This window comes from Roseobacter cerffii, assembly GCF_054226325.1.
Genome location: NZ_CM135757.1, coordinates 422,895 through 442,950 on the forward strand (window position 1 = coordinate 422,895; position 20,056 = coordinate 442,950).

Below are 20,056 nucleotides of genomic sequence, written 5' to 3' on the forward strand. Positions count from 1 at the left end.
ATAACTTGTATAGTGTTTGATAACCGGCAACATTGCCAACTATAGTTCGATATTTTAGAAACCTTGGATGGCAAAACGCGCACTCTTACGCTCGCTGAGCGATGTCGACATCCGGTTGATCCGCGTGTTCATCACCGTGACGGAGTGCGGTGGCTTCGCGGCGTCTGAACTGGAATTGAACATTGGCCGGTCCACGATTTCCAAGCATATCTCTGATCTGGAGCTGCGCATTGGGTTGAAGCTCTGCAACCGCGGGCCCTCGGGGTTTTCACTGACCCCTGAAGGCGAGCAAGTCCTTGAAGCTGCGCATGAATTGCTGGCCGCGATTGACGGCTTTCAGGCGCATATCGACAACATCCACACGCATCTGACCGGCACCTTGCGGCTGGGACTATTCGATCAGTCAACGACGAACCCCGACGCGTCCGTGCACCGGGCGATCCAGTCTTTTGACATCACGGCGCCGGAGGTTGCCTTTGAAATCGCGCTTGCCCCACCTGGCGTTCTGGAGGCGCGGGTGACAGATGGCACGCTCGACATCGCCATCGTGCCAATCCACCGCCAGTCAAGCGCCCTCCACTACACGCCGCTCTACGAGGAGCACATGACGCTCTATTGCGGTGAAGGGCATCCGCTCTTCGAAGCGGAAGATACGGCGCGGGCAGCGGAACTGGACCTGGCGCAGTACAAATACGCGGGCTACGCCTTCAACTCACCAAACATGATGGCGGGGCAAAACCTCGGCATTCGCCGCGCGGCACGCGTTCAGGAAGAGGAGGCGCTCTCCCTTCTCATCCAGTCCGGGCGATATCTGGGCTATCTCGCGGATCACGTGGCCGAGACATTTTTGCGCAAAGGGGCCGTGCGTGCGGTTGCGCCACAGGACACGGGGTATACGACGCGCTTCGCGGCCATCGTGCGCCGGAAACCCGCGTCAGATCGCAAGACCGATGAGTTTCTTCGGTGCCTCGTGCACGCACATGCGCGACCACCCTTAGACGCGGTGTGATTGCTCGGCGCCATCCGGGACGTGCTTGTCCTCTTCGGGCACGTTCAGGGTCGACCACGTGTCGTCGCGCGGCGGCTCGGGTGGCGTGTCGCAGGCGCGGCGGTGGATATTCACCTTCGCCATGAAGTTCGCCGAAATCGGTGCCGTCACGAAGAGAAACGCCATGATCAGCAGCTCGTGCATCGAGCCTTCGCTGTAGGTGAAGGAATGCAGCATCGAGGCCAGAAGGAACGCGCCGATCCCGACCGTGCCGACCTTGGTCGGCGCATGCAGGCGGGTCATGGAATCGTTGAATTTAAGCAACCCGATGGCGCCGACAAGTGCAAAGATCGCGCCGACCAGAAGACAGATCGCGATGGCATAGGTCATGATGATCTCGCCGCTCATTCGATGATATCCCCTCGCAAGACGAACCGGGCATAAGCCACGGTCGAGACAAACCCCAGCATCGCGATGATCAGCGACACCTCGAAGTAGATACGCACGCCCTGCGCAATGCCCAGAAGAACAATCAGTCCGATGGCGTTCACCACCATCGTGTCGAGCGCGAGGATCCGATCTCCTGTCGATGGCCCAAGGACAAGCCGGATCATCGACATGATTTGCGCCAGAACCGCGACCACGAAGGCGATGATCAGCGCGATATCCATCAGCTGTTCGGCAGAGCTCATGCGAATATCTCCTTCAAACGGCGCTCATAGCGCGACTTGATTTCGTCGCGCACGGCGTCCGGATCATCGGTGTGCAGCACGTGCACCAGAAGGCTGTGACCTTCATCGGACAGATCAGCCGAGACGGTGCCGGGCGTGAGCGTGATTGTACCGGCCAGAATTGTGATGGCCTCGGGTTGTTTCAGCTCCAGTGGCACCACGATCCAGGCGGGTTTCAGCTTGGCGTTTGGCTTGGTCAGTACGATCCAAGCCACCTCCACATTGGCGACCATAATGTCCCAGATCACCATGATGCTGTATGTCACCATGCGACCCACATGGAACGATTTGGGGGGCTCCGGCCACCAGGCCGAGGTGACCCAGGGGATCATGACGCCAAGGATCACGCCGAAAACGACCATTCCGGCGGTCACCTGATTTTGAAGCAATGTCCAGACAACGGCCAGCAGCAGCGTCAGAAAGGGATGCGGCAGAAGCCAGCGAAACGCGTTCATGTCAGTATCCCTCCTTCGGCGTGCTGAGCTTGCCGGGGGTGTCCAGCACCGTCGCGATGTAGGGCTCGGGATTGAAGAGCTGGTCGGACACGGCGGTTATGTAACGGGTGGCGGGCCCGGCAAAGACGGTGTGGGCCACAAGAAGGGAAAGCAGCCCGCCAACGGCGACATAAGACAGTGTCGCTGGTGGCGGTGCGCTGTCCTCTTCCGCCGCCGTATCGGGCGCTGGCGTGGCCTTGGCTTTCCAGAAAAGTATGCTGCCCGCGCGGGAAAATCCGACGACGGCGATGAGGCTTGAGATGAGGACAATCGCCCAGATCCATGCCGCCGAGGACGAGCTGAACGCCGCATCAAGGACCAGCAGTTTGCCCAGGAAGCCGGACAGGGGCGGCAGGCCCGCCATGGCGATGGCGGCGGCAAAGAACAGCGCCGAGGTCAGAACCGCGCCGGGAACGACCGGCTGCGCGATGAGGCGCAGGTCCGCACGTCCGCTGCGCACAAGATCGACGATCAGGAACAGCGCGGCTGCGGCGAAGGTGGAATGCACCGTGTAATAGAGGGCCGCAGTGATGCTGGTGGGCGTGAAGAGAGAAATCGCGACCATCACCATGCCCATCGATCCGATGACGGCGAAGGCGACCAGCCGGTCGAAACGACGTGCAGCCAGAATGCCGATCATCCCGATCGCCAGTGATGCGAGCGCGGCGGGCAGAAGCCAGGTTGTGTGCAGACCGGCGGTGACCTCCAGATCGGGGCTGAAGACCATGGTGTAAACGCGGATGATGGCGTAGGCGCCGACCTTCGTCATGATTGCGAAGAGCGCGGCCACGGGCGCTGGTGCTTCGGCATAGCTCGACGGCAGCCAGAAGTGCAACGGCAGCACCGCGGCCTTGATCGCGAAGACAAGCAGCAGAAGAACCGCGGCGAGGCGGATACCGACCGTTTCCTCGGCATTGATCAGCGTGACGCGCTGCGCGAGGTCGGCCATGTTCAGCGTGCCGGTCTCTGCGTAGATCGCCCCAAGCGCAAAGAGAAAAAGCGTCGAGCCCAGCAGGTTGAAGAGCACGTATTGCACACCCGCACGCAGCCGCGCGTTCCCGCCCGCGTGGATCATCAGCCCGTAAGAGGCGATCAGAAGCACCTCGAAGAACACGAAGAGGTTGAAGAGGTCGCCTGTCAGGAAGGCGCCCATGATCCCCATCAGCTGAAACTGGAAGAGCGCGTGGAAATGGCGCCCGCGGTTGTCCCACTCGGACCCGATGGCATAGAGCAGCACAAAAAGTGCCAGCACTGCGGTGAGCATCACCATCATGGTCGAGAGCTTGTCCGCGACCACCACGATGCCGAAGGGCGCGGCCCAGTCACCGAGCTGGTAGAGCGTGATCGTTCCGTCGGAGGCTTGCCACATCAGCCCCGCTGCGATGCCGATCAAGGCGATCACGCCCGCGACGGAAAAGACGCGCTGAATGCCGATGTGATAGCGCGCGGCCAGCACGATGAAGGGGGCCAAAAGCGCTGGCAGCACGATGGGGGCGACAATCCAATGGGTCATGTGGCGTCTCCCGCGCTGGTATCGGCGGGGTCATCCACCCGGTCATCATCCGCGCCCAGATAGGCGCCAAGGGCAATCATCACGACCACGGCGGTCATGCCGAAGGAGATCACAATGGCGGTCAGCACCAGTGCCTGTGGCAGCGGGTCGGCGTAGAATTCAATGCCATCGCGCAGGATGGGCGGCCCGCCGATGCTGAGCCGACCGGATGCAAAGAGGAAGACGTTCACCGCGTAGGTCAGCAGTGAGATGCCCAGGATCACCGGGAAGGTGCGCAGCCGCAGCATCAGGTAGATGCCGCCTGCGGTGAGGATGCCGATGGCAGATGCAACGAGAAGTTCCATGTCACACCCCCTCCTTCACGGCCGTCAGTTCGGTTTCGTCTCGGGACGGGTCGATGTCCATAGGGTGTTCTGGATCCTTCACATGGGCGCGGCGGGCGAGGCGCGAAAAGCTCTCCAGCGACAGCATCACCGCGCCGACTACCGCGAGGAAGACGCCGAGGTCAAAGAGGGCCGCGGTCGCAAGCTCAAACTCCTGGAACGGCGGGATCCGGACGTAGGTGAAATCCGAGGTCAGGAAGGGCTTCGACACGAACCAAGAGCCGATACCGGTGAGCCCTGCAATCAAAACCCCCGCGCCGATCACACCATGGTAGGGATAGCGCAGCCGCGCCGAGGCCCAGCTGAACCCGCTTGCCATATATTGCATCACGACCGCAATCGAGACGACCAGACCGGCGATGAAGCCACCGCCCGGCTCGTTGTGGCCACGCAGGAAGATGTAGAAGCCCACCATCAGCACCACAGGCATGATCACGCGGGTGAGCACCACCATCATGGTAGGGTGCATGTCGCCCGCGCGCGGCTGATCCGGTTTGCGATTGAGCAGACGCGCACGCACCGGGCCGGACAACAGCGTCTCGGTCAGCGCATAGATCAGGAGCGCCGCGATGCCCAGCACGATGATCTCGCCGTAGGTGTCAAATCCCCGGAAATCGACGAGGATCACGTTCACCACATTGGTGCCGCCGCCGCCCTTGTAGGAATTCGCGAGGTGGAACTGCGAGATCGGCGCAGTCACAGCGTCGCGCACAAGGAAGTGCCAGGCCATACCCATGGCGGCGAGACCACCGGCCACGGCGATGGCGGCATCGCGGGTCCGGCGTATGACCGTGCTTTCAACCGGTGTGCGGTTCGGCAGGAAGTTGAGCGCCAGCAGCAGGAGGATGATTGTCACCACCTCAACGGTGATCTGTGTCATAGCAAGGTCCGGCGCGCTGAAGAACACGAACCCGACCGACACCATCAAACCCGCGATCCCGATCAGGATCAGGGACATCAGGCGGTTGCGGTGCAGGAAGACCATGCCGACCGTCGCTGCGACGAGCATGATCCATCCCGCGATGGCCATGGGCGTGACTGGTTGCATGTCGCGCGTCGCGGCGCCCACCGATCCCGTGGCCCAGGCGTAGTAGCCCGCGCCGATCACTGTGACGGCCATGATCGCGCCATAGCGAGAGAACGCACCGTTGTGCAGGCCGTGGATGAGCCGTTCGGCCATACCCACGACCGCCGCGATCAGCGCTTCGAAAATGGTCTTGGCCTCGGGGCGCGGGGCCGCGTCCCACATCCGCAGAAGCGGTGTGAAGACCGCCATCAGCAGAAGCCCGCCAACCACAGCGGCGATCGACATGAAGAGGGCAGGCACCAGACCGTGCCAGATCTTGATGTATTTGACCTCAAGCTCGCCCACGCCGCCGATCACGGATTTGGCGACGAGGAAGACGAAGTCCTGAACAAGGAATGGCGCGACACCGATCAGCACAACAAGGACCACGAGGATCGCGGGGGGCAGCCACATGCCTGCGCCAGGATCATGCGGCTTGGCCGGATAGTCATCGCGGACCGGTCCAAGAAAAGTGTGTCCGATGAGGCGGAAGCAATAGGCGGCGGAGAACAGCGAGCCGAGGGTTGCCAGCGCTGGTACCAGCCACCAGGCGCCGAAGAGCGTGGTGTGGGTCGCCTCTTCCAACATCATCTCCTTGGAAAGAAAGCCGTTCAGTAAGGGGATGCCTGCCATCGACAGCGCCGCGAGGGTCGCGATGACGAAGGTGATAGGCATCAGCTGGCGCAGCCCGCCGAGGCGGCGGATGTCACGGGTGTGGGCTTCGTGATCGACGATCCCGGCGGACATAAAGAGAGCGGCCTTGAAGGTGGCATGGTTGAGGATGTGGAACACCGCCGCCATGGCACCGAAGGTTGTCCCGGTGCCCAGCAGCATGGTGATCAGGCCCAGATGGCTGACTGTCGAGAAGGCCAGCAGTGCCTTCAGGTCATGCTTGAAAAGCGCAATCACCGCGCCGATCACCATGGTCACCAACCCGGCGGTGGTCACGATCATGAACCACTCTGGCGTACCCGACAGCACCGGCCACATGCGCGCCATGAGGAAGATGCCCGCCTTCACCATCGTCGCCGAATGCAGGTAGGCCGAGACAGGCGTCGGCGCGGCCATCGCGTGCGGCAACCAGAAATGAAAGGGGAACTGTGCCGACTTCGTAAAACAGCCCAGCAGGATCAGCAGCAGGGCAGGCACGTAAAGCGGGTCGGCCTGAATAAGCTCGCGGTTCTGAAGAATGACGCTGAGATCATAGCTGCCCGCGATCTGGCCGAGGATCAGCATCCCCCCGATCATTGACAGCCCGCCCATCCCGGTCACGGTCAGGGCCATACGCGCGCCTTGGCGGCCTTCCGGAAGATGCTTCCAGTATCCGATCAGCAGGAAGGACGACAGCGAAGTCAGCTCCCAGAAAACAAGCAAAAGCAGGATGTTATCGCTGAGCACGATCCCCACCATCGCGCCCTGGAATAGCAGAAGATAGGTGAAGAATTCGCCCATATTGTCGTCCCGCGACAGGTACGACCGGGCATAGGCGATGATCAGCAAGCCTATCCCGAGGATCAAAAAGGCAAAGAAAAAGCCCAGCCCATCGAGCATCAGCGTGAAGTTCAGCCCGAGGCTGGGTATCCAATCGACACGCGCTGTTACCAGTTCGCCGGCCAGAACGGCGGGCAGGTTGGTCAGCAGGCCGATAAACGCCGCCAGCGAGACCGTGAACGTCAGGCCAGCGCAGGCTTGTCGGCCAGCGGAGTTCATCAGTCCAGGAAGCAATGCGCCAAAAAATGGCAGTGCAACGATCAGGAAGAGGGACACACGAACTCCTAGTCATTCGGTCTGAAAAGTTCACCATTATCTGTGTCAGAATGCGATTGTTCTCAAGTCAAACCGACAAAAATCGTTCGAAAAGGCGGCGTTGAGCTTTTTGGGTCGCCACGGCCTCTTATGGCGCGTTTGGCGTGGACTTGCTCAAAAGCGCCGATCAGGGCGCCCGGATGCTCTGGCGATGGACCGGGACCGTCAGATGGCCTAGACACGAGAGCGGTGTTTTACGCACCGTCCTTCTTCCAACTCAAGCGCCAGCCCATGAATATCCAGCAAATGCGCATATTGATCGCGGTGATCGACGAAGGGTCGTTTGCTGCGGCTGGCGATAGTGTGGGGCGCTCTCATTCGGCGATCAGCCTGCAGATCAAGGCGCTGGAACGGGAGTTGGGTCTGGCGCTCTTTGATCGGATGGTGCGCCCTCCCGCGCCGACACCCAAGGCCAAGGCTCTGGTCGATCATGCGCGCAAGGTGGTGAAACTGTTTGATGCCACGCCGACCATTGTCACCGGGCAAGTGGTGCACGGGCGGCTGCGGGTTGGTGCGGTGCCAACGGTTTTGGGAAGTTTCCTGCCGGGTGCGCTTGCCACCCTCCGAACGCATCATCCGGACCTTTCGATCGATGTGCACAGTGGCGGGTCGGACAAGCTGGCCGAGCAATTGCTTCAGGGTGCTCTGGACATCGCGATATGCACGCGGCCGCCGCAACCGATTGCAGGACTGAAGTGGCATCACATCGCGCGCGAACCTTTGGTGGTGATCGCGCCCGAGGACATGCCGGGCGACGAGCGCGCCCTGCTCTCGTCCCATCCGTTCATCTGGTTCAATCGCAAGACCTGGGCCGGCAGCGCAATTGAAGCGCATCTCGAGGTGCGCAAGATTGAGGTGAACGCGACGATGGAGATCGACTCGCTGGATGCCATCGAAACACTGGTCCGGGAAGGTCTGGGCGTCTCCATCGTTCCCGTCTGCCGTGGCAGCGACGGCAGTTGGCCGGGCTTGCGCGCCGTGCCGTTCGGCGATCCGCCGTTCGTGCGGGATGTCGGCGCGCTTCTCATGGCAAATGCACCCGAAGACCCACTGATCCAGGCCTTTCTGCGTGCCCTTTAGGTTCGATTTACTCAAGATAACTGCAAGAACAACTCATTACCGTAAATAAATCAAAACATGTTACGGTCACCTCAATAATTTGGAAGGTGAAGACATGTTCGATCAAGATATTCAGCCCGCAAGCTCTCTTTTCCTGAGCGACGCCGAACAAGCCTTAAAGGCCCGCGCTCGATCCTTCGCCGAAACCGTCCTGAGGCCCCAAGCCGCCGAGACGGATCGAACCGAGCGGTATCCCGAAGCCGTGGTCGCGCAGATGGCGGAGACCGGCTTCATGGGGATGTGTGTGCCAGATGCCCTCGGGGGGGCAGGTTTGAGCTGTGCGGATATCGTGCTGGTCGTTGAGGAGTTCGCCCGCTGCTGCGGCGTGTCCGGCCGCATCGCAGTCGAAGGCAATATGGGCGCCGTCGGGGCCATCCTCGCCTATGGAACTCAAGCCCAACGCGAGATTGCGGCGCGGCATGTGCTGGGCGGTGACAAACCCGCGATCTGCATCACCGAACCCGGTGCGGGCAGCGCTGCGACCGAGATGACCACCACCGCAACCCGCATGGGCGAGGAGTGGGTGCTCAACGGCATGAAGCACTGGATCACCGGCGGCGGTGTGTCGCGCCTGCATCTCGTCTTTGCGCAGGTGGTTGACAGGGGAGAGCGTCAGGGTATCGGCGGCTTCCTGGTGTTTCCAGATGACGCGGGGTTCGAGGTCGGTGCGCGCGAGCCGACGATGGGTCTGCGCGGTATTCCGGAGACTGCACTGCAGTTCACCGATATGCGCTTGCCCGCTGACCGTCTCGTGCGCCCACCGGACGGTGTCGCGCGTGGGTTTGCAAGGTTGATGGAGGCATACAATGCGCAGCGCGTGGGAGCCGCGACCGTGGCGTTGGGTCTGGCGCAATCGGCCTTCGAACTGGCCTGCGCGCATGTGAAATCGCGCGAACAATTCGGGCGGCCCATTGCAGAGTTCCAGGGTTTGCAATGGATTCTGGCCGATATGGCCACTCAGATTGACGCCGCACGTCTGTTGATTTGGCGTGCGGCAAAGAGCGCGGAAAACCGTGCCAGCGGGTTTCCCGACCCGATGCTTGCCGCGCAGGCCAAAGTCTTCGCGTCCGAGATGGCCGTGAAAGTGACCAACGATGCGCTGCAGCTGCACGGCGCCAGTGGGTATTCCCGGAATTCCCTGATAGAGCGGATCGTGCGGGATGCGCGGATGTTTACGATTGGCGGGGGAACCGCACAGATGCTGCGCAATCTGATCGCGGGCAAGGTGCTCGATATGAAGACGCCCCAAACGCGGGATGGCTATGTGACGTAACCGACCTCCGCTGTTGCCGCCCTTGGCCTGAACACGGTCGGATAGAATTTTCGTGAGACACTCGATCCCACTCTGAATTGCGATAAGATGCGGCGTTACGCAGCCACGTTTCGCAAAGGGTCCCTGGTCATGTCTTCCGATGTTGCGCTTAAATCGGTTTCGTCATTCGCAGATGTTCGGGGTGTGCCCGTTTCCCATCGCGATCGTGATGCGATCGATGGTCTTGAACGGGCGGTCCTCATGTCACTGTCGTTCCGTGGTGATGCAATCGCGGAAATCGACGCGGTTCTGGACAGTCATCCCGATTTCATCATGGGCTGGCTGTTCAAGGCGGGATGGCTGACCCAGGCGATGGAAACCCGCGTTTACGACACCATGCTCGACTGTCTGGCCCAATCCGAGCGCCTGTTGGCGGGGTGCAATGACCGCGAATTGGGGCACTATGAGGCCGTGAAGGCCTGGACCCGGGGTGATTTCTTCGGTGCGGTCCAGAAATGGGAGGCGGTGCTGACCCGCCACCCAATGGATTTGCTCGCTCTGGAACTTATCCACTATACAATGGTGCTGCTGGGCGACGTGCCTGGGCAGCGTGACGTCGTGGCCCGGGTCTTCAACCTCTGGGACGAGAGCATCCCCGGCTATGAATTCGTGCTCGGCTTCTACTCATTCGGTCTTGAGGAAAACCGTGATTTCGCCCGCGCAGAGGAACTGGCCCGGCAAGCGCTCGCCATCCGACCCGACAACCCCTACGCGGTGCACACCGTCAGCCATGTCATGGAGATGCGCGGTCGCCAGGCAGGTGGTATTCGCTTCATGCGTGATCATGCGGCGATGTGGGGGACCTCGAACTTTGCCAATCACCTTTGGTGGCACACCGGTCTCTATCACCTCGATCTCGAGCAATACGATCAGGTCTATGAGATTTTCGACACCCATCTCGACTCGCGCAACAAGGATGGCCACAAGTACGAGGAGCTCGACGCGGCCGCGCTTCTCTGGCGCATGAACCTCGTCGGGCAGGATGCGGGCGATCGTTGGACCCATCTCGCCAACAAGTGGGAGCCTGCCGCGCAGGATACGCTTTATGCGTTCAACGATGTGCACGCGATGTTGACCTTCGTGTCGGATGATCGCGAAGAGGCACAGAAGGCGCTCTTGTCGGCCAATGAGCGGTATCTGGAGAATGCGTCGGATGCCAATGTCGCCATGACGCGCGAGATTGGCCTGCCATTTTGTCTGGCGATGCAGGACTTCAAGAAAGAGAATTACAAGGGGTGTGTTGAGCGGCTTCTGCCGATCCGCTACATGACGCACCGCTTGGGCGGCAGCTATGCGCAGCGCGATATCATCGGCTGGACCCTGCTGGAGGCCGCTTTGCGGGCTCGACAGTTTGACCTGGCCCTGGCGCTCGCCAATGAGCGGACCGGCATCAAACCTACCTCGGCGCAGAACTGGCGAGCGGTTGCCCGAGCCTTCGCGGGTCTGGGCGACAAGGGGCAAGCCGACCGGGCGACCGCCAAGGCGCAGTCCCTGATCGCCGCATGACCTGACGAAAATCAACGGCATTTGCGCTCATTGCTTGCAAATTTTTGCACTTTGAGGCCTTCTTGAAGGGTAATCAGTGCTGTGCGATGCCGAAAGTCACATCGGAATGCCTTTGAACGAGACAACGATCAAACCGCTCTCTAACGCTCAACGCGCGTTGCAAGAACTGCGCGAAATGATCTTTTCCGGTCAACTTGCCGCCGGCTCCAACCACCTTGAATCAGAACTCGCCACCTTGCTGGAGATGTCACGGACGCCCGTGCGCGAGGCGGTACTGATGCTGGAGGGCCAGGGTCTGCTTGAGCTCAAACCCCGCAAGGGCGTGCGGATATTGCCGGTTTCCCCAGACGATATGCGCGAAATCTATGATGTGCTGACCGAGCTTGAGAGCCTCGCGGCGGAACAGGCCGCGCAAAAGAACTACGAGGCCGAGGACCTCGCCGAACTGGGGCAGGCCATCGAGGAAATGGAGCGTGCACTGGCTGCAGAGGATCTCGAGCGGTGGGCTGTGGCTGATGATCTCTTTCATGCGGAACTGGTGCGTTTGGGGCGCAATCGGCGGATCGAAATGATTGTCAGCATGATGCGTGACCAGGTGCGCCGCGCGCGTGCGACGACCCTGTTCATGCGCCCGTTGCCGTTGAAGTCGAACGAGGCACACCGGCGCGTCTATCAGGCAATTGAGCAGGGCGACGCGGATATCGCGCGGGCTGCACACCGCGCGCACCGTCAACAGTCGCGTGAAATGCTGGTGGATCTTCTCGAACGTCACCGGTTGCGCGCGTTATAGCTGCCACGCGCTTGGGCGATAGCGCAGTTGGACGAAACCCGACGCCAATTCGTACAGGGCTCTTGCACGTCAACAGAGTAGGCGACGCGGGCCAAGAACTCTTGTGTTGACGGCTTGACTTCCCACCACCCAAACGGTGTATCTGGCGCGAAATTCTGTGCCCGAAGGAATCCACTCATGCACGCATACCGCAGCCACACCTGCGCCGACCTGACCGCTGACAACGTGGGCGACACCGTTCGCCTGTCCGGGTGGGTGCATCGGGTGCGCGATCACGGTGGCGTGCTCTTTATCGACCTGCGCGATCACTACGGCATCACCCAGGTCCTCTGCGACCCGGACAGTGCGGCGTTCTCGGAGGTCGAGAAAGTGCGCGCCGAGTGGTGCATCCGGATCGATGGCGAGGTCAAGGCGCGGGATGCATCACTCGTGAACCCGAAAATCCCCACCGGGGCCATCGAGGTGTTCATCTGCGAGCTGGAAGTTCTGGGGGATGCGGGCGAGTTGCCGTTGCAGGTCTTCGGCGATCAGGAATACCCGGAAGAGACCCGGCTGCGGTATCGTTATCTCGATCTGCGGCGCGAGAAGATGCAGGCAAATATGGTACTGCGCTCGGATGTGGTGTCGTCGATCCGCCGTCGCATGTGGGACAGCGGGTTTCGCGAGTACCAGACACCGATCATCACGGCGTCCAGCCCGGAAGGCGCGCGCGATTTTCTCGTGCCATCCCGCTTGCACCCAGGCCGGTTCTACGCGCTGCCGCAGGCACCGCAGCAGTTCAAACAGCTGCTGATGGTCTCGGGCTTTGACAAGTATTTTCAGATTGCGCCCTGTTTCCGCGATGAGGATCCGCGTGCCGACCGGTCCCCGACCGATTTCTACCAGCTCGATCTGGAGATGTCGTTCGTTGAGCAACAGGATGTCTTTGACGCGATCCAGCCGGTCTTGACGGGGATTTTCGAGGAGTTCGGCGGTGGCAAGGCGGTCGATCAGGAATGGCCGCAGATTTCTTACAAAGATGCGGCGCTCTGGTATGGCACCGACAAACCCGATCTGCGGAACCCGATCAAGATGCAGGTGGTGTCCGAACATTTTGCGGGTTCCGGTTTTGCGATTTTCGCAAAGCTGCTGGAGCAGGAGGGTACGGAAATCCGCGCGATCCCGGCGCCGAGCGGTGGCTCCCGCAAGTTTTGTGATCGGATGAACGCTTTCGCACAGAAGGAAGGTCTGCCTGGGATGGGTTACATCTTCTGGCGCGATCAGGGCAACGGCATGGAGGCCGCTGGACCGCTGGCTAAGAACATTGGTCCGGAACGGACTGAGGCCATTCGCCAGCAGCTAGGCCTCGAGGTAGGCGACGCGGCCTTCTTCCTCGGCGGCAAACCCAAGACGTTCGAAGCCATCGCGGGCAAGGCGCGGACTGTGATTGGCGCCGAGCTGGGGCTGACCGATGAAAACCGCTTTGCCTTTGCCTGGATCGTGGATTTCCCGATCTACGAAAAGGACGAAGAAAGTGGCAAGATCGATTTCGAGCACAACCCCTTTTCCATGCCCCAAGGTGGGATGGCGGCCCTCGAGGGCGATCCGTTGGCCGTGCTCGGGTATCAGTACGACTTGGCGTGCAACGGGTACGAGCTGGTGTCCGGGGCGATCCGGAATCACAAACCGGAGATCATGTTCAAGGCCTTCGAGCTCGCGGGCTATGGCGAGGACGAAGTGCGCAAGCGGTTTGGCGGTATGGTCAATGCTTTCCAGTACGGCGCCCCGCCGCACGGTGGCTGTGCCGCAGGGATCGACCGGATCGTGATGCTTCTCGCCGAGGAGCAGAACATCCGTGAGGTCATCCTCTTCCCGATGAACCAGCGTGCAGAAGATCTGATGATGGCCGCGCCGTCTGATCCAACCAGCGATCAGTTGATGGAATTGGGCCTGCGGATTATTCCGCAGGACTAACCGTCGCCAGTCTTGTCTCTCCGCTCGCAGTGCGTTGTGAGCGGAGAAATCTGACATACTCCCCTACGAGGAGAGAGCGCGTCCTTCAGACTGCGCGTCGGGTTAGATCGCCAGCTTTTGTGTCAGCCGCTCTTGGATCAGCCCCGCGATCTTCGCGGTTTCGGTGCCTGCAGGCTCACCCGCCGCGCGCTTCTTGGCCAGCGCTTCAGCGGCCTTTTCCAGCACCTGATCCTGTGCGGAGCGGGCCACGCCGCCGAGAAACTGCGCCACATAGTCCAACGATTGATCGTCGGGCGGGTCTTCCAGCACATCGGCGATATGCGCCATGTCGTCCTGAAAGGCCATGCGGTCAGGGTGGATGATCTCGTCAGGCAGCTCGCGCAGCCCGCTGGGTTGCCGATCGGGCGGCAGATTGGAAAGCACCGCTTGCTGGAAGACAGCAAGCGAGTTGATCGGTTTCTCCAGAAACCCATCCGCGCCCGCTTGCAGGGCCAGCTCTTCGCCGTTGGTGTCACCAGAGGTGCCAAGAACCACATCAACGCGGGGTTCCGATTGTGTGAGTTCCGAGATCAGGTCGATGCCATTGCCATCGGGCAGGCCGAGGTCAACAATCACGACAGAGGGGCGATAGACCTGCAGGTGGCGCCGCGCCGACCGCATGCAATCCGCGCGCCTGATCCGCGCCCCGCTGCGCAGGCACAAGAGCCGCATCGCCTCGCAAGCAAATCGACTGTCCTCAATCACCAGAACCGTCAGGCCCAAAAGAGGCCGCGACGCGGTGGGCGCAGGAATTGTCGCTGCAAAGGGGTCCGTTCTGTCCATGATCGCCTCCAGGCTGACTCGGGTCGCGACTCAGCATGGCGTATAGATGGCTAACAGCACGTTAATGGCGCCGCGTCCGCGGCGTTCCGTCCCTTGCATCTGTTTGGGGCCCACAGCATAAGCAGGCGAGCCCACTCAAACCGGAGACAAAGACATGATCGGACGCCTCAATCACGTTGCCATAGCGGTGCCTGATCTGGAGGCAGCCGCCGCCCAATACCGCACCGCGCTTGGCGCAAATGTCGGCGCGCCGCAGGATGAGCCCGACCACGGGGTGACGGTGATCTTCATCGAATTGCCCAACACCAAGATCGAACTGCTCTATCCCCTGGGCGAGAACAGCCCGATCCAGGGCTTCCTCGACAAGAACCCCTCGGGCGGCATTCATCATGTCTGTTACGAGGTCGACGATATTCTTGCCGCGCGCGATCACCTGATGGAGACCGGCGCTCGCGTGCTTGGGTCGGGCGAGCCGAAGATCGGCGCGCATGGCAAACCGGTCTTGTTCCTGCACCCCAAGGATTTCAACGGCTGCCTTGTCGAGCTCGAACAGGTCTGATCAGGAGGAAGCCTCGCCATGGGCATCACATCCGCCCTTGTCCTTTTTGCAGTGATCTGGTCGATGACGTTTCTGATCGTGCTGCCGATCCGTGTGAAGACCCAGGGCGATCTTGGCGAGATCGTGCCCGGCACCCACGCGGGCGCGCCCGAGGTTCACAATCTGCGCAAGAAAGCGTGGATCACGACGGCCATCAGCCTGGTGCTTTGGGCGATCATCTCGGCGATCATCATCTTCGAAGTGATCACCGTGCGCGACCTCGATTGGTTCAACCGCGGGAGCCCTGCGGCGCCAGCAAGTGAAACAAGTGGGTAAAGGTCGCGGCCCCCAGAATTGGAATGATCAGGTTCAGGAGGGGGATCGTCAGGGGGATCGCCATCAGCGTGCCCGCGGCCCAGATCGTCAGCATATGACGTGAGCGCAGCACCTTTGCCTCTTTGCGTCCAGCGCGGCGCATCGCGGCCAGGGTGAAGTATTCCCGCCCGAGCAGGAAGCCGTTCAGCCCCCAGAAGATAAACAGCGCCGCGGGCGCGAAGATCAGATAGAGCACAAGCGCGGCGACATTGGCGGCGATCAGAACGCCAAGGAAATTCACCGTATCGCGCAATGCGTCCCCAAAAGGCACAGAGGTTGCCGCAGGTAGATGCGGGTAGTGCTCGTCCTCAACCGCTTGTGCAACGGTCTCGAGAAACATCGACGTGATCGCAGAGGCGACGGGGATCATCAGGAAAGATGACAGCACCGCGAGCAGCAGGGCCGAGCCCCAACTGACCAGATCCTGCAGCCAAGTGACCTCGCCGATGAACCATATGGTCGTGGTCTCGCCGACAAAGCTGGAGATCAACCAAACAAACGCCGCCGACGCTGCGATAAGCAGCGCCAGCGTCAGCGCGAGACCGAGCAGCAGGACGCGGCGAAACCGCCGGTCGGTCATCTGCCCAAGGGCGGCGAAGAAAGCGGTGAGGATCATTGACGCAGCCAGGTGGTGAGCGCGGGGACGTCCGGACGCGGGCGCTCTGGCGGGGCAGAGGTTTCCGTGCCGATATGAATGAAGCCCGCGATATGCTCGTGTTCAGCCAGCCCCAGCGCCTCGGTCATGAAGCCGCGATCGTGACTCGGCCAGCCGCTGAGCCAATTGGCGCCCCATCCCGCGGCGAGCGCTGCGTTCAGCAGTGCCAGACAGACGCAGCCGGCGGAATAACTCTGCTCTCGTGGTGGGATTTTCTCGGATGGCTTTTGCACCTCGATCACTGCGACAGCCAAATGGCCCTGATCGAACTGCGCCCTACCTTTCGCGACCTGCTCCTCTGGAAGGCCAAGCCTCGCGCCGCAGGCTTCAACAACATCTGCCATCCGGGCCATCGCGGGTTTCTCTATCACGATGAACCGCCAGGGCTCCAGCTTGCCGTGGTCCGGTGTGCGCGCGGCGGCCACCAAAAGGGGCTCAAGCTCGTCCGCTGTCGGAACCGGCTCCGCCAGCGTCTTTGCCGGGCGCGACCGGCGGGTGGTCAGGAAGTCAAAGGCGGCAGGGTTGGGGATGGGCATGATCAGAGCTCTTGTGCAAGTCGGTCGATTTCGCCTTTTAGGAAGGCTTCAAATCTGGGGTTCGGCTGGCGGATGTTCAATGCCTCGGCCAGGGGATCGGGCGCGGTGATTGTGCTGCCCGACAATGCCTCCAGCGTTGCGTGCCCGCAAAAGGGCACGTAGGCTTCCGAATACCCGCCTTCATGGACCAGAACCAAACGCCCGTCACACAGCCGTTCCGCCGCATCTTTTACCCGCTGCGTCATTTCGCGGAAGGTCTGCGCAGTGGCGAGCATGCGGGCGAGGGGGTCGATCGCCGAGGCATCGAACCCGCAAGCCACGATGATGAGATCGGGCGCGAAGGCTTCGATGTGCGGCAGAACAATCCTGTCCATCACATGCAGATAGGCGGTGTGTCCCGCCCCGGCGGGCAGTGGCAGGTTCAGGTTGAACCCCTCGCCCGCACCCCTGCCACGGTCAGCGAAAGCGCCGGTGTCGAGCGGATAGTTTCCCTCCTGATGGATAGAGATCGTCAGCACTTCATCGCGATCATAATAGATCGCCTCTGTGCCGTTGCCGTGATGCACATCCCAATCGAGCACGACGACCCGCTTGGTACGCCCCTTCGACTGTGCTTCCTCAATGGCTATGGCGATATTGGCCAGCAGGCAGAACCCGTTCGGGAAGTCGGGCAGGCAATGGTGACCGGGCGGGCGCGAGAGGGCGTAGGCATTGTTCAGATCGCCTGTGGTGACGGCCTCCACGGCGGCGACGGCAAGGCCTGCGGACAGGGCGGCGATCTCGTACCCGCCTTTTGCAAAGGGCGTCCGGCGGCCCAACTCGCCACCCCCTGCATCTGACAGTGCCTTGAACTCATCCAGATAGCTCTCAGGGTGGACCCGTGCGAGCATCTCGCGGGTGGCCTCCGGTGCACGCCGCATCTCGAGTGCGTCTGACAGGCCCGTGACATCCATCAGGTTCTTGAGGCGGCGTTTGGTCTCGGGGTTTTCCGGCAAACCACCTGCGGCGAGAGGCTGCACATGGCCGCCAATCGGTAAGGTGAAAGTATAGTTGCCCCCGGCGTGCCAGAAGCACCGCTCGTCCCAGAAAAAACCTGTGGTCATCTCAGCCTCTGCCCCTTTGTCCGTGCCGCAACGTGGCCGAGTGCGCCGGGATTGTCCATGCGCCGGAGGGACCGTCTCGCCGTGATCTGCGATGCTCAGTCTGCTTCGGCCAACAAGGCATCGACATCAAGCGGGTCGTTCACCATCGCCAAGGTGCCGCCCTGGGTCCGCGGCCAGTCTTCGGGTGCGCGGTCGCGGTAGAGCTCGACGCCATTGCCATCTGGATCGCGCAGGTAGACGGCCTCGCTCACCCCATGATCAGCCGCGCCATCGAAGGGGATGCCCGCGGCCGCGACGCGTTTGAGCACCACGGCCAGGCTGCGCCGGTCCGGATAGAGAAATGCCGCATGGTAAAGCCCCGTATGCCCTTCGGGCGGTGGCGTGCCATCCCTGCTGTGCCAGGTGTTGAGGCCGATATGATGATGATAGCCTCCAGCTCCGAGAAAAGCCGCCGCATTGCCATAGCGCAGCATCAGATCAAACCCAAGGACATCGCGGTAGAAGGCTATCGCGCGATCCAAATCGGAGACTTTCAAATGCACATGCCCGACGGACGCCGTGCCTTGCTTTGTCATGCAATTGCTCCACATTATAGAGTACGGGAGTAATGGTAGGAGCTGGGCGTTCGATGTGCGAGACGCACATACGCGCAGCATCTGTGCAGCGGTGATTGTCACACATCGGCGAAATTTTGCCTTTTCCGCTGTGACATATGAGACTCATTCCGCCGCTTATGGTAGCATCTGAATTCGATCTTGGGGGATAACTCTATGTTCCGCTTCGCAAATTCGCTGATGTCACTTGATATCGTGCAGAAACTGATCGCCTCTCCGCGTGCGGTGGCCGGCGGGCTCGTGGGCCTGGTGGTTCTGGTGTTGGTGGTGCTCTTCACCAAAGCGTTTTTTGTGATCCTCTTTGGGCTGATCGGCACGGCGGTGGGCTATCTGCTGCACAACTTCCAGAAAGATGACAACCCGATCCCCGCGCTGCGGTCGGTCTTCGGGATGCGCCGGTCTCATGCCTTGGCCATTGGCAGCGTGGTTGCCGCCCTGATCGCGGCGTTGCTGTTTCTCGAAGGCATTGGCACGCCGCCGGAGGCGACCTTTACGAAGGCGGTGCTGACCTGCGGCGCTTATGCGTTCTTTGCGTTCAGCGTCTCGTCTTACGTGTTTGGCCGTCAAGCCATGTCGCGTGCGCGGCGCAAGCTGGCACGTGCCGGTGTGGAGCAGACCCACATCTGGCAAATGAATGCCGAAGCATCGCGCAAGAAGAGCGACACGATGAGCAAGGTCTTCTGAGCAGCCAGATCTGCTACCGCACCATGCCGACGATGTCATAGGTCTTGGCAAGAATTGGGGCCGCGATTTCGCGTGCCTGCTCTGAACCGCGTGCTAGAATGCGGTCGATCTCTGCAGGATCCGCCATCAACCGGGCCATCTCCGATGAAATCGGTGACAGCTTGGCAACCGCCAACTCCGCGAGCAGTGGCTTAAACGTGCCAAACTGCTGTCCTCCGACATCGGCCAGAACCTCCGCGACCGATTGCTCGTTCAGCGCCGCGTAGATATTCACCAGATTGCGCGCCTCCGGACGATCTTCAAGGCCCGCCTCTTCCGAGGGCAGCGCATCCGGGTCGGTCTTGGCCTTTCGGATTTTCTTGGCAATGGTGTCGGCGTCATCGGTCATGTTGATCCGCGAGGCATCTGACGGGTCGGACTTGGACATCTTCTTCGACCCGTCCCGCAGCGACATCACACGCGTCGCGGCACCCTCGATCACCGGCTCGGTCAGCGGGAAGAAATCCACACCATAATCATGGTTGAACTTGGTCGCGATGTCGCGCGTTAGCTCGAGGTGCTGCTTCTGGTCTTCGCCAACCGGCACATGGGTGGCGTGATAGACAAGGATGTCCGCTGCCATTAGCGCGGGATAGGCAAAGAGACCAAGCGAGACGTTTTGCGAGTTCTTCCCCGCCTTGTCCTTGAACTGCGTCATCCGCTGCATCCAACCCATGCGGGCCACGCAGGAGAAAATCCAACCCAACTGCGCATGTTCCGGCACCTGGCTCTGGTTGATCAGGATGGATTTTTCCGGGCTGATGCCGCTCGCAATGAACCCTGCCGCCAACTCGCGGGTGTTGCGCGACAGATCCGCCGGGTCCTGCCAGACGGTGATCGCGTGCAGGTCAACCATGCAGTAAATTGTCTCGAAGGCCTCGTCCTGCATGCTGACGAACCGCTTGATCGCGCCAAGGTAGTTGCCCAGCGTCAGCCCGCCCGACGGCTGGATGCCGGAGAAGACGCGCGGCGTGAAGGCAGGGGTGGTCATGGCGGGCTCCGTTCTTGCTGGAAAAGCGGTTTGCGCTG

At 61.1% G+C, this 20,056-nt stretch carries 21 protein-coding genes; 9 read left to right on the top strand and 12 right to left on the bottom strand.

Features of this window, described 5'->3' with window-relative positions; genetic code table 11:
* Positions 1–67 precede the first annotated feature (67 nt).
* Complete coding sequence (locus tag ACVC7O_RS02040) at positions 68–1,009, top strand: LysR substrate-binding domain-containing protein (RefSeq protein WP_458324447.1); 942 nt, start codon at positions 68–70, stop codon at positions 1,007–1,009.
* On the opposite strand, the gene ACVC7O_RS02045 is transcribed toward ACVC7O_RS02040, so the two are convergent.
* From ACVC7O_RS02045 to ACVC7O_RS02070, 6 genes are read right to left on the bottom strand one after another with little or no spacing between them, the layout of a single operon-like run.
* Complete coding sequence (locus tag ACVC7O_RS02045) at positions 995–1,396, bottom strand: Na+/H+ antiporter subunit G (RefSeq protein WP_458324448.1); 402 nt, start codon at positions 1,394–1,396, stop codon at positions 995–997. The two genes, ACVC7O_RS02040 and ACVC7O_RS02045, sit on opposite strands and share 15 nt — an antisense overlap.
* Positions 1,393–1,659, bottom strand: coding sequence for a K+/H+ antiporter subunit F (locus ACVC7O_RS02050; RefSeq protein ID WP_458326018.1), 267 nt, complete (start codon positions 1,657–1,659; stop codon positions 1,393–1,395). Before ACVC7O_RS02050 ends, ACVC7O_RS02045 begins: the two co-directional genes overlap by 4 nt.
* Positions 1,660–1,676: 17 nt before the next feature.
* Positions 1,677–2,174 (bottom strand): Na+/H+ antiporter subunit E, encoded by a 498-nt coding sequence (locus ACVC7O_RS02055; RefSeq protein WP_458324449.1) that lies wholly within the window; start codon positions 2,172–2,174, stop codon positions 1,677–1,679.
* A gap of 1 nt (position 2,175) precedes the next feature.
* Positions 2,176–3,726: a monovalent cation/H+ antiporter subunit D gene (locus tag ACVC7O_RS02060; protein ID WP_458324450.1), complete on the bottom strand. Its 1,551-nt coding sequence runs from the start codon at positions 3,724–3,726 to the stop codon at positions 2,176–2,178.
* Positions 3,723–4,070 carry a Na+/H+ antiporter subunit C gene (locus ACVC7O_RS02065; protein ID WP_458324451.1) on the bottom strand — a complete coding sequence of 116 codons (348 nt, stop codon included), beginning with the start codon at positions 4,068–4,070 and terminating at the stop codon, positions 3,723–3,725. Before ACVC7O_RS02065 ends, ACVC7O_RS02060 begins: the two co-directional genes overlap by 4 nt.
* A gap of 1 nt (position 4,071) precedes the next feature.
* Entirely contained in the window at positions 4,072–6,942 is a 2,871-nt protein-coding gene (locus tag ACVC7O_RS02070) for a monovalent cation/H+ antiporter subunit A (protein ID WP_458324452.1), read from the bottom strand.
* A 270-nt stretch (positions 6,943–7,212) separates the two neighbouring features.
* Here ACVC7O_RS02070 and ACVC7O_RS02075 point away from each other — a divergent pair, with 270 nt between their 5' ends.
* From ACVC7O_RS02075 to aspS, 5 genes are all read left to right on the top strand, one after another.
* The gene (locus ACVC7O_RS02075; RefSeq protein WP_458324453.1) at positions 7,213–8,061 is read left to right on the top strand and encodes a LysR family transcriptional regulator; all 849 of its coding nucleotides are present in this window, start codon (positions 7,213–7,215) and stop codon (positions 8,059–8,061) included.
* Between the two features lie 94 nt (positions 8,062–8,155).
* Positions 8,156–9,373, top strand: coding sequence for a 3-sulfinopropanoyl-CoA desulfinase (acdA, locus tag ACVC7O_RS02080; protein WP_458324454.1), 1,218 nt, complete (start codon positions 8,156–8,158; stop codon positions 9,371–9,373).
* A 240-nt stretch (positions 9,374–9,613) separates the two neighbouring features.
* Positions 9,614–10,918: a tetratricopeptide repeat protein gene (locus ACVC7O_RS02085; protein WP_458324455.1), complete on the top strand. Its 1,305-nt coding sequence runs from the start codon at positions 9,614–9,616 to the stop codon at positions 10,916–10,918.
* 106 nt (positions 10,919–11,024) lie between these two features.
* On the top strand, positions 11,025–11,708 hold the full coding sequence (locus ACVC7O_RS02090; RefSeq protein WP_458324456.1) for a GntR family transcriptional regulator: 684 nt from the start codon (positions 11,025–11,027) through the stop codon (positions 11,706–11,708).
* 177 nt (positions 11,709–11,885) lie between these two features.
* Positions 11,886–13,661 carry an aspartate--tRNA ligase gene (gene aspS / locus ACVC7O_RS02095; RefSeq protein ID WP_458324457.1) on the top strand — a complete coding sequence of 592 codons (1,776 nt, stop codon included), beginning with the start codon at positions 11,886–11,888 and terminating at the stop codon, positions 13,659–13,661.
* 102 nt (positions 13,662–13,763) lie between these two features.
* Here aspS and ACVC7O_RS02100 read toward each other — a convergent pair whose 3' ends face one another.
* Complete coding sequence (locus ACVC7O_RS02100; protein ID WP_458324458.1) at positions 13,764–14,483, bottom strand: response regulator; 720 nt, start codon at positions 14,481–14,483, stop codon at positions 13,764–13,766.
* Positions 14,484–14,637: 154 nt separating this feature from the next.
* Between ACVC7O_RS02100 and mce the strand changes: the two genes are divergently transcribed.
* Entirely contained in the window at positions 14,638–15,042 is a 405-nt protein-coding gene (gene mce / locus ACVC7O_RS02105; protein ID WP_458324459.1) for a methylmalonyl-CoA epimerase, read from the top strand.
* 18 nt (positions 15,043–15,060) lie between these two features.
* A complete protein-coding gene (locus tag ACVC7O_RS02110) occupies positions 15,061–15,357 on the top strand; it encodes a DUF1467 family protein (protein ID WP_458324460.1) in 297 nt (98 codons plus the stop codon).
* Here the strand turns inward: ACVC7O_RS02110 and ACVC7O_RS02115 are convergent.
* The 4 genes from ACVC7O_RS02115 to ACVC7O_RS02130 all read right to left on the bottom strand — a co-directional run bounded on the left by ACVC7O_RS02115 (position 15,311) and on the right by ACVC7O_RS02130 (position 18,265).
* Positions 15,311–16,012: an EI24 domain-containing protein gene (locus ACVC7O_RS02115; protein ID WP_458324461.1), complete on the bottom strand. Its 702-nt coding sequence runs from the start codon at positions 16,010–16,012 to the stop codon at positions 15,311–15,313. The genes ACVC7O_RS02110 and ACVC7O_RS02115 overlap by 47 nt on opposite strands.
* On the bottom strand, positions 16,009–16,587 hold the full coding sequence (locus tag ACVC7O_RS02120; RefSeq protein WP_458324462.1) for a nitroreductase family protein: 579 nt from the start codon (positions 16,585–16,587) through the stop codon (positions 16,009–16,011). The genes ACVC7O_RS02115 and ACVC7O_RS02120 overlap by 4 nt, the downstream gene beginning before the upstream one ends.
* A 2-nt stretch (positions 16,588–16,589) precedes the next feature.
* Positions 16,590–17,690, bottom strand: a complete 1,101-nt coding sequence (locus ACVC7O_RS02125; RefSeq protein WP_458324463.1) for a class II histone deacetylase — start codon at positions 17,688–17,690, stop codon at positions 16,590–16,592.
* A gap of 95 nt (positions 17,691–17,785) precedes the next feature.
* Complete coding sequence (locus ACVC7O_RS02130) at positions 17,786–18,265, bottom strand: VOC family protein (protein ID WP_458324464.1); 480 nt, start codon at positions 18,263–18,265, stop codon at positions 17,786–17,788.
* A 195-nt stretch (positions 18,266–18,460) separates the two neighbouring features.
* On the opposite strand from ACVC7O_RS02130, the gene ACVC7O_RS02135 reads away from it, so the two are divergent.
* Positions 18,461–18,988, top strand: a complete 528-nt coding sequence (locus tag ACVC7O_RS02135; RefSeq protein ID WP_458324465.1) for a hypothetical protein — start codon at positions 18,461–18,463, stop codon at positions 18,986–18,988.
* Positions 18,989–19,001: 13 nt separating this feature from the next.
* Here ACVC7O_RS02135 and trpS read toward each other — a convergent pair whose 3' ends face one another.
* On the bottom strand, positions 19,002–20,018 hold the full coding sequence (gene trpS / locus ACVC7O_RS02140) for a tryptophan--tRNA ligase (protein WP_458324466.1): 1,017 nt from the start codon (positions 20,016–20,018) through the stop codon (positions 19,002–19,004).
* Positions 20,019–20,056: the final 38 nt, after the last annotated feature.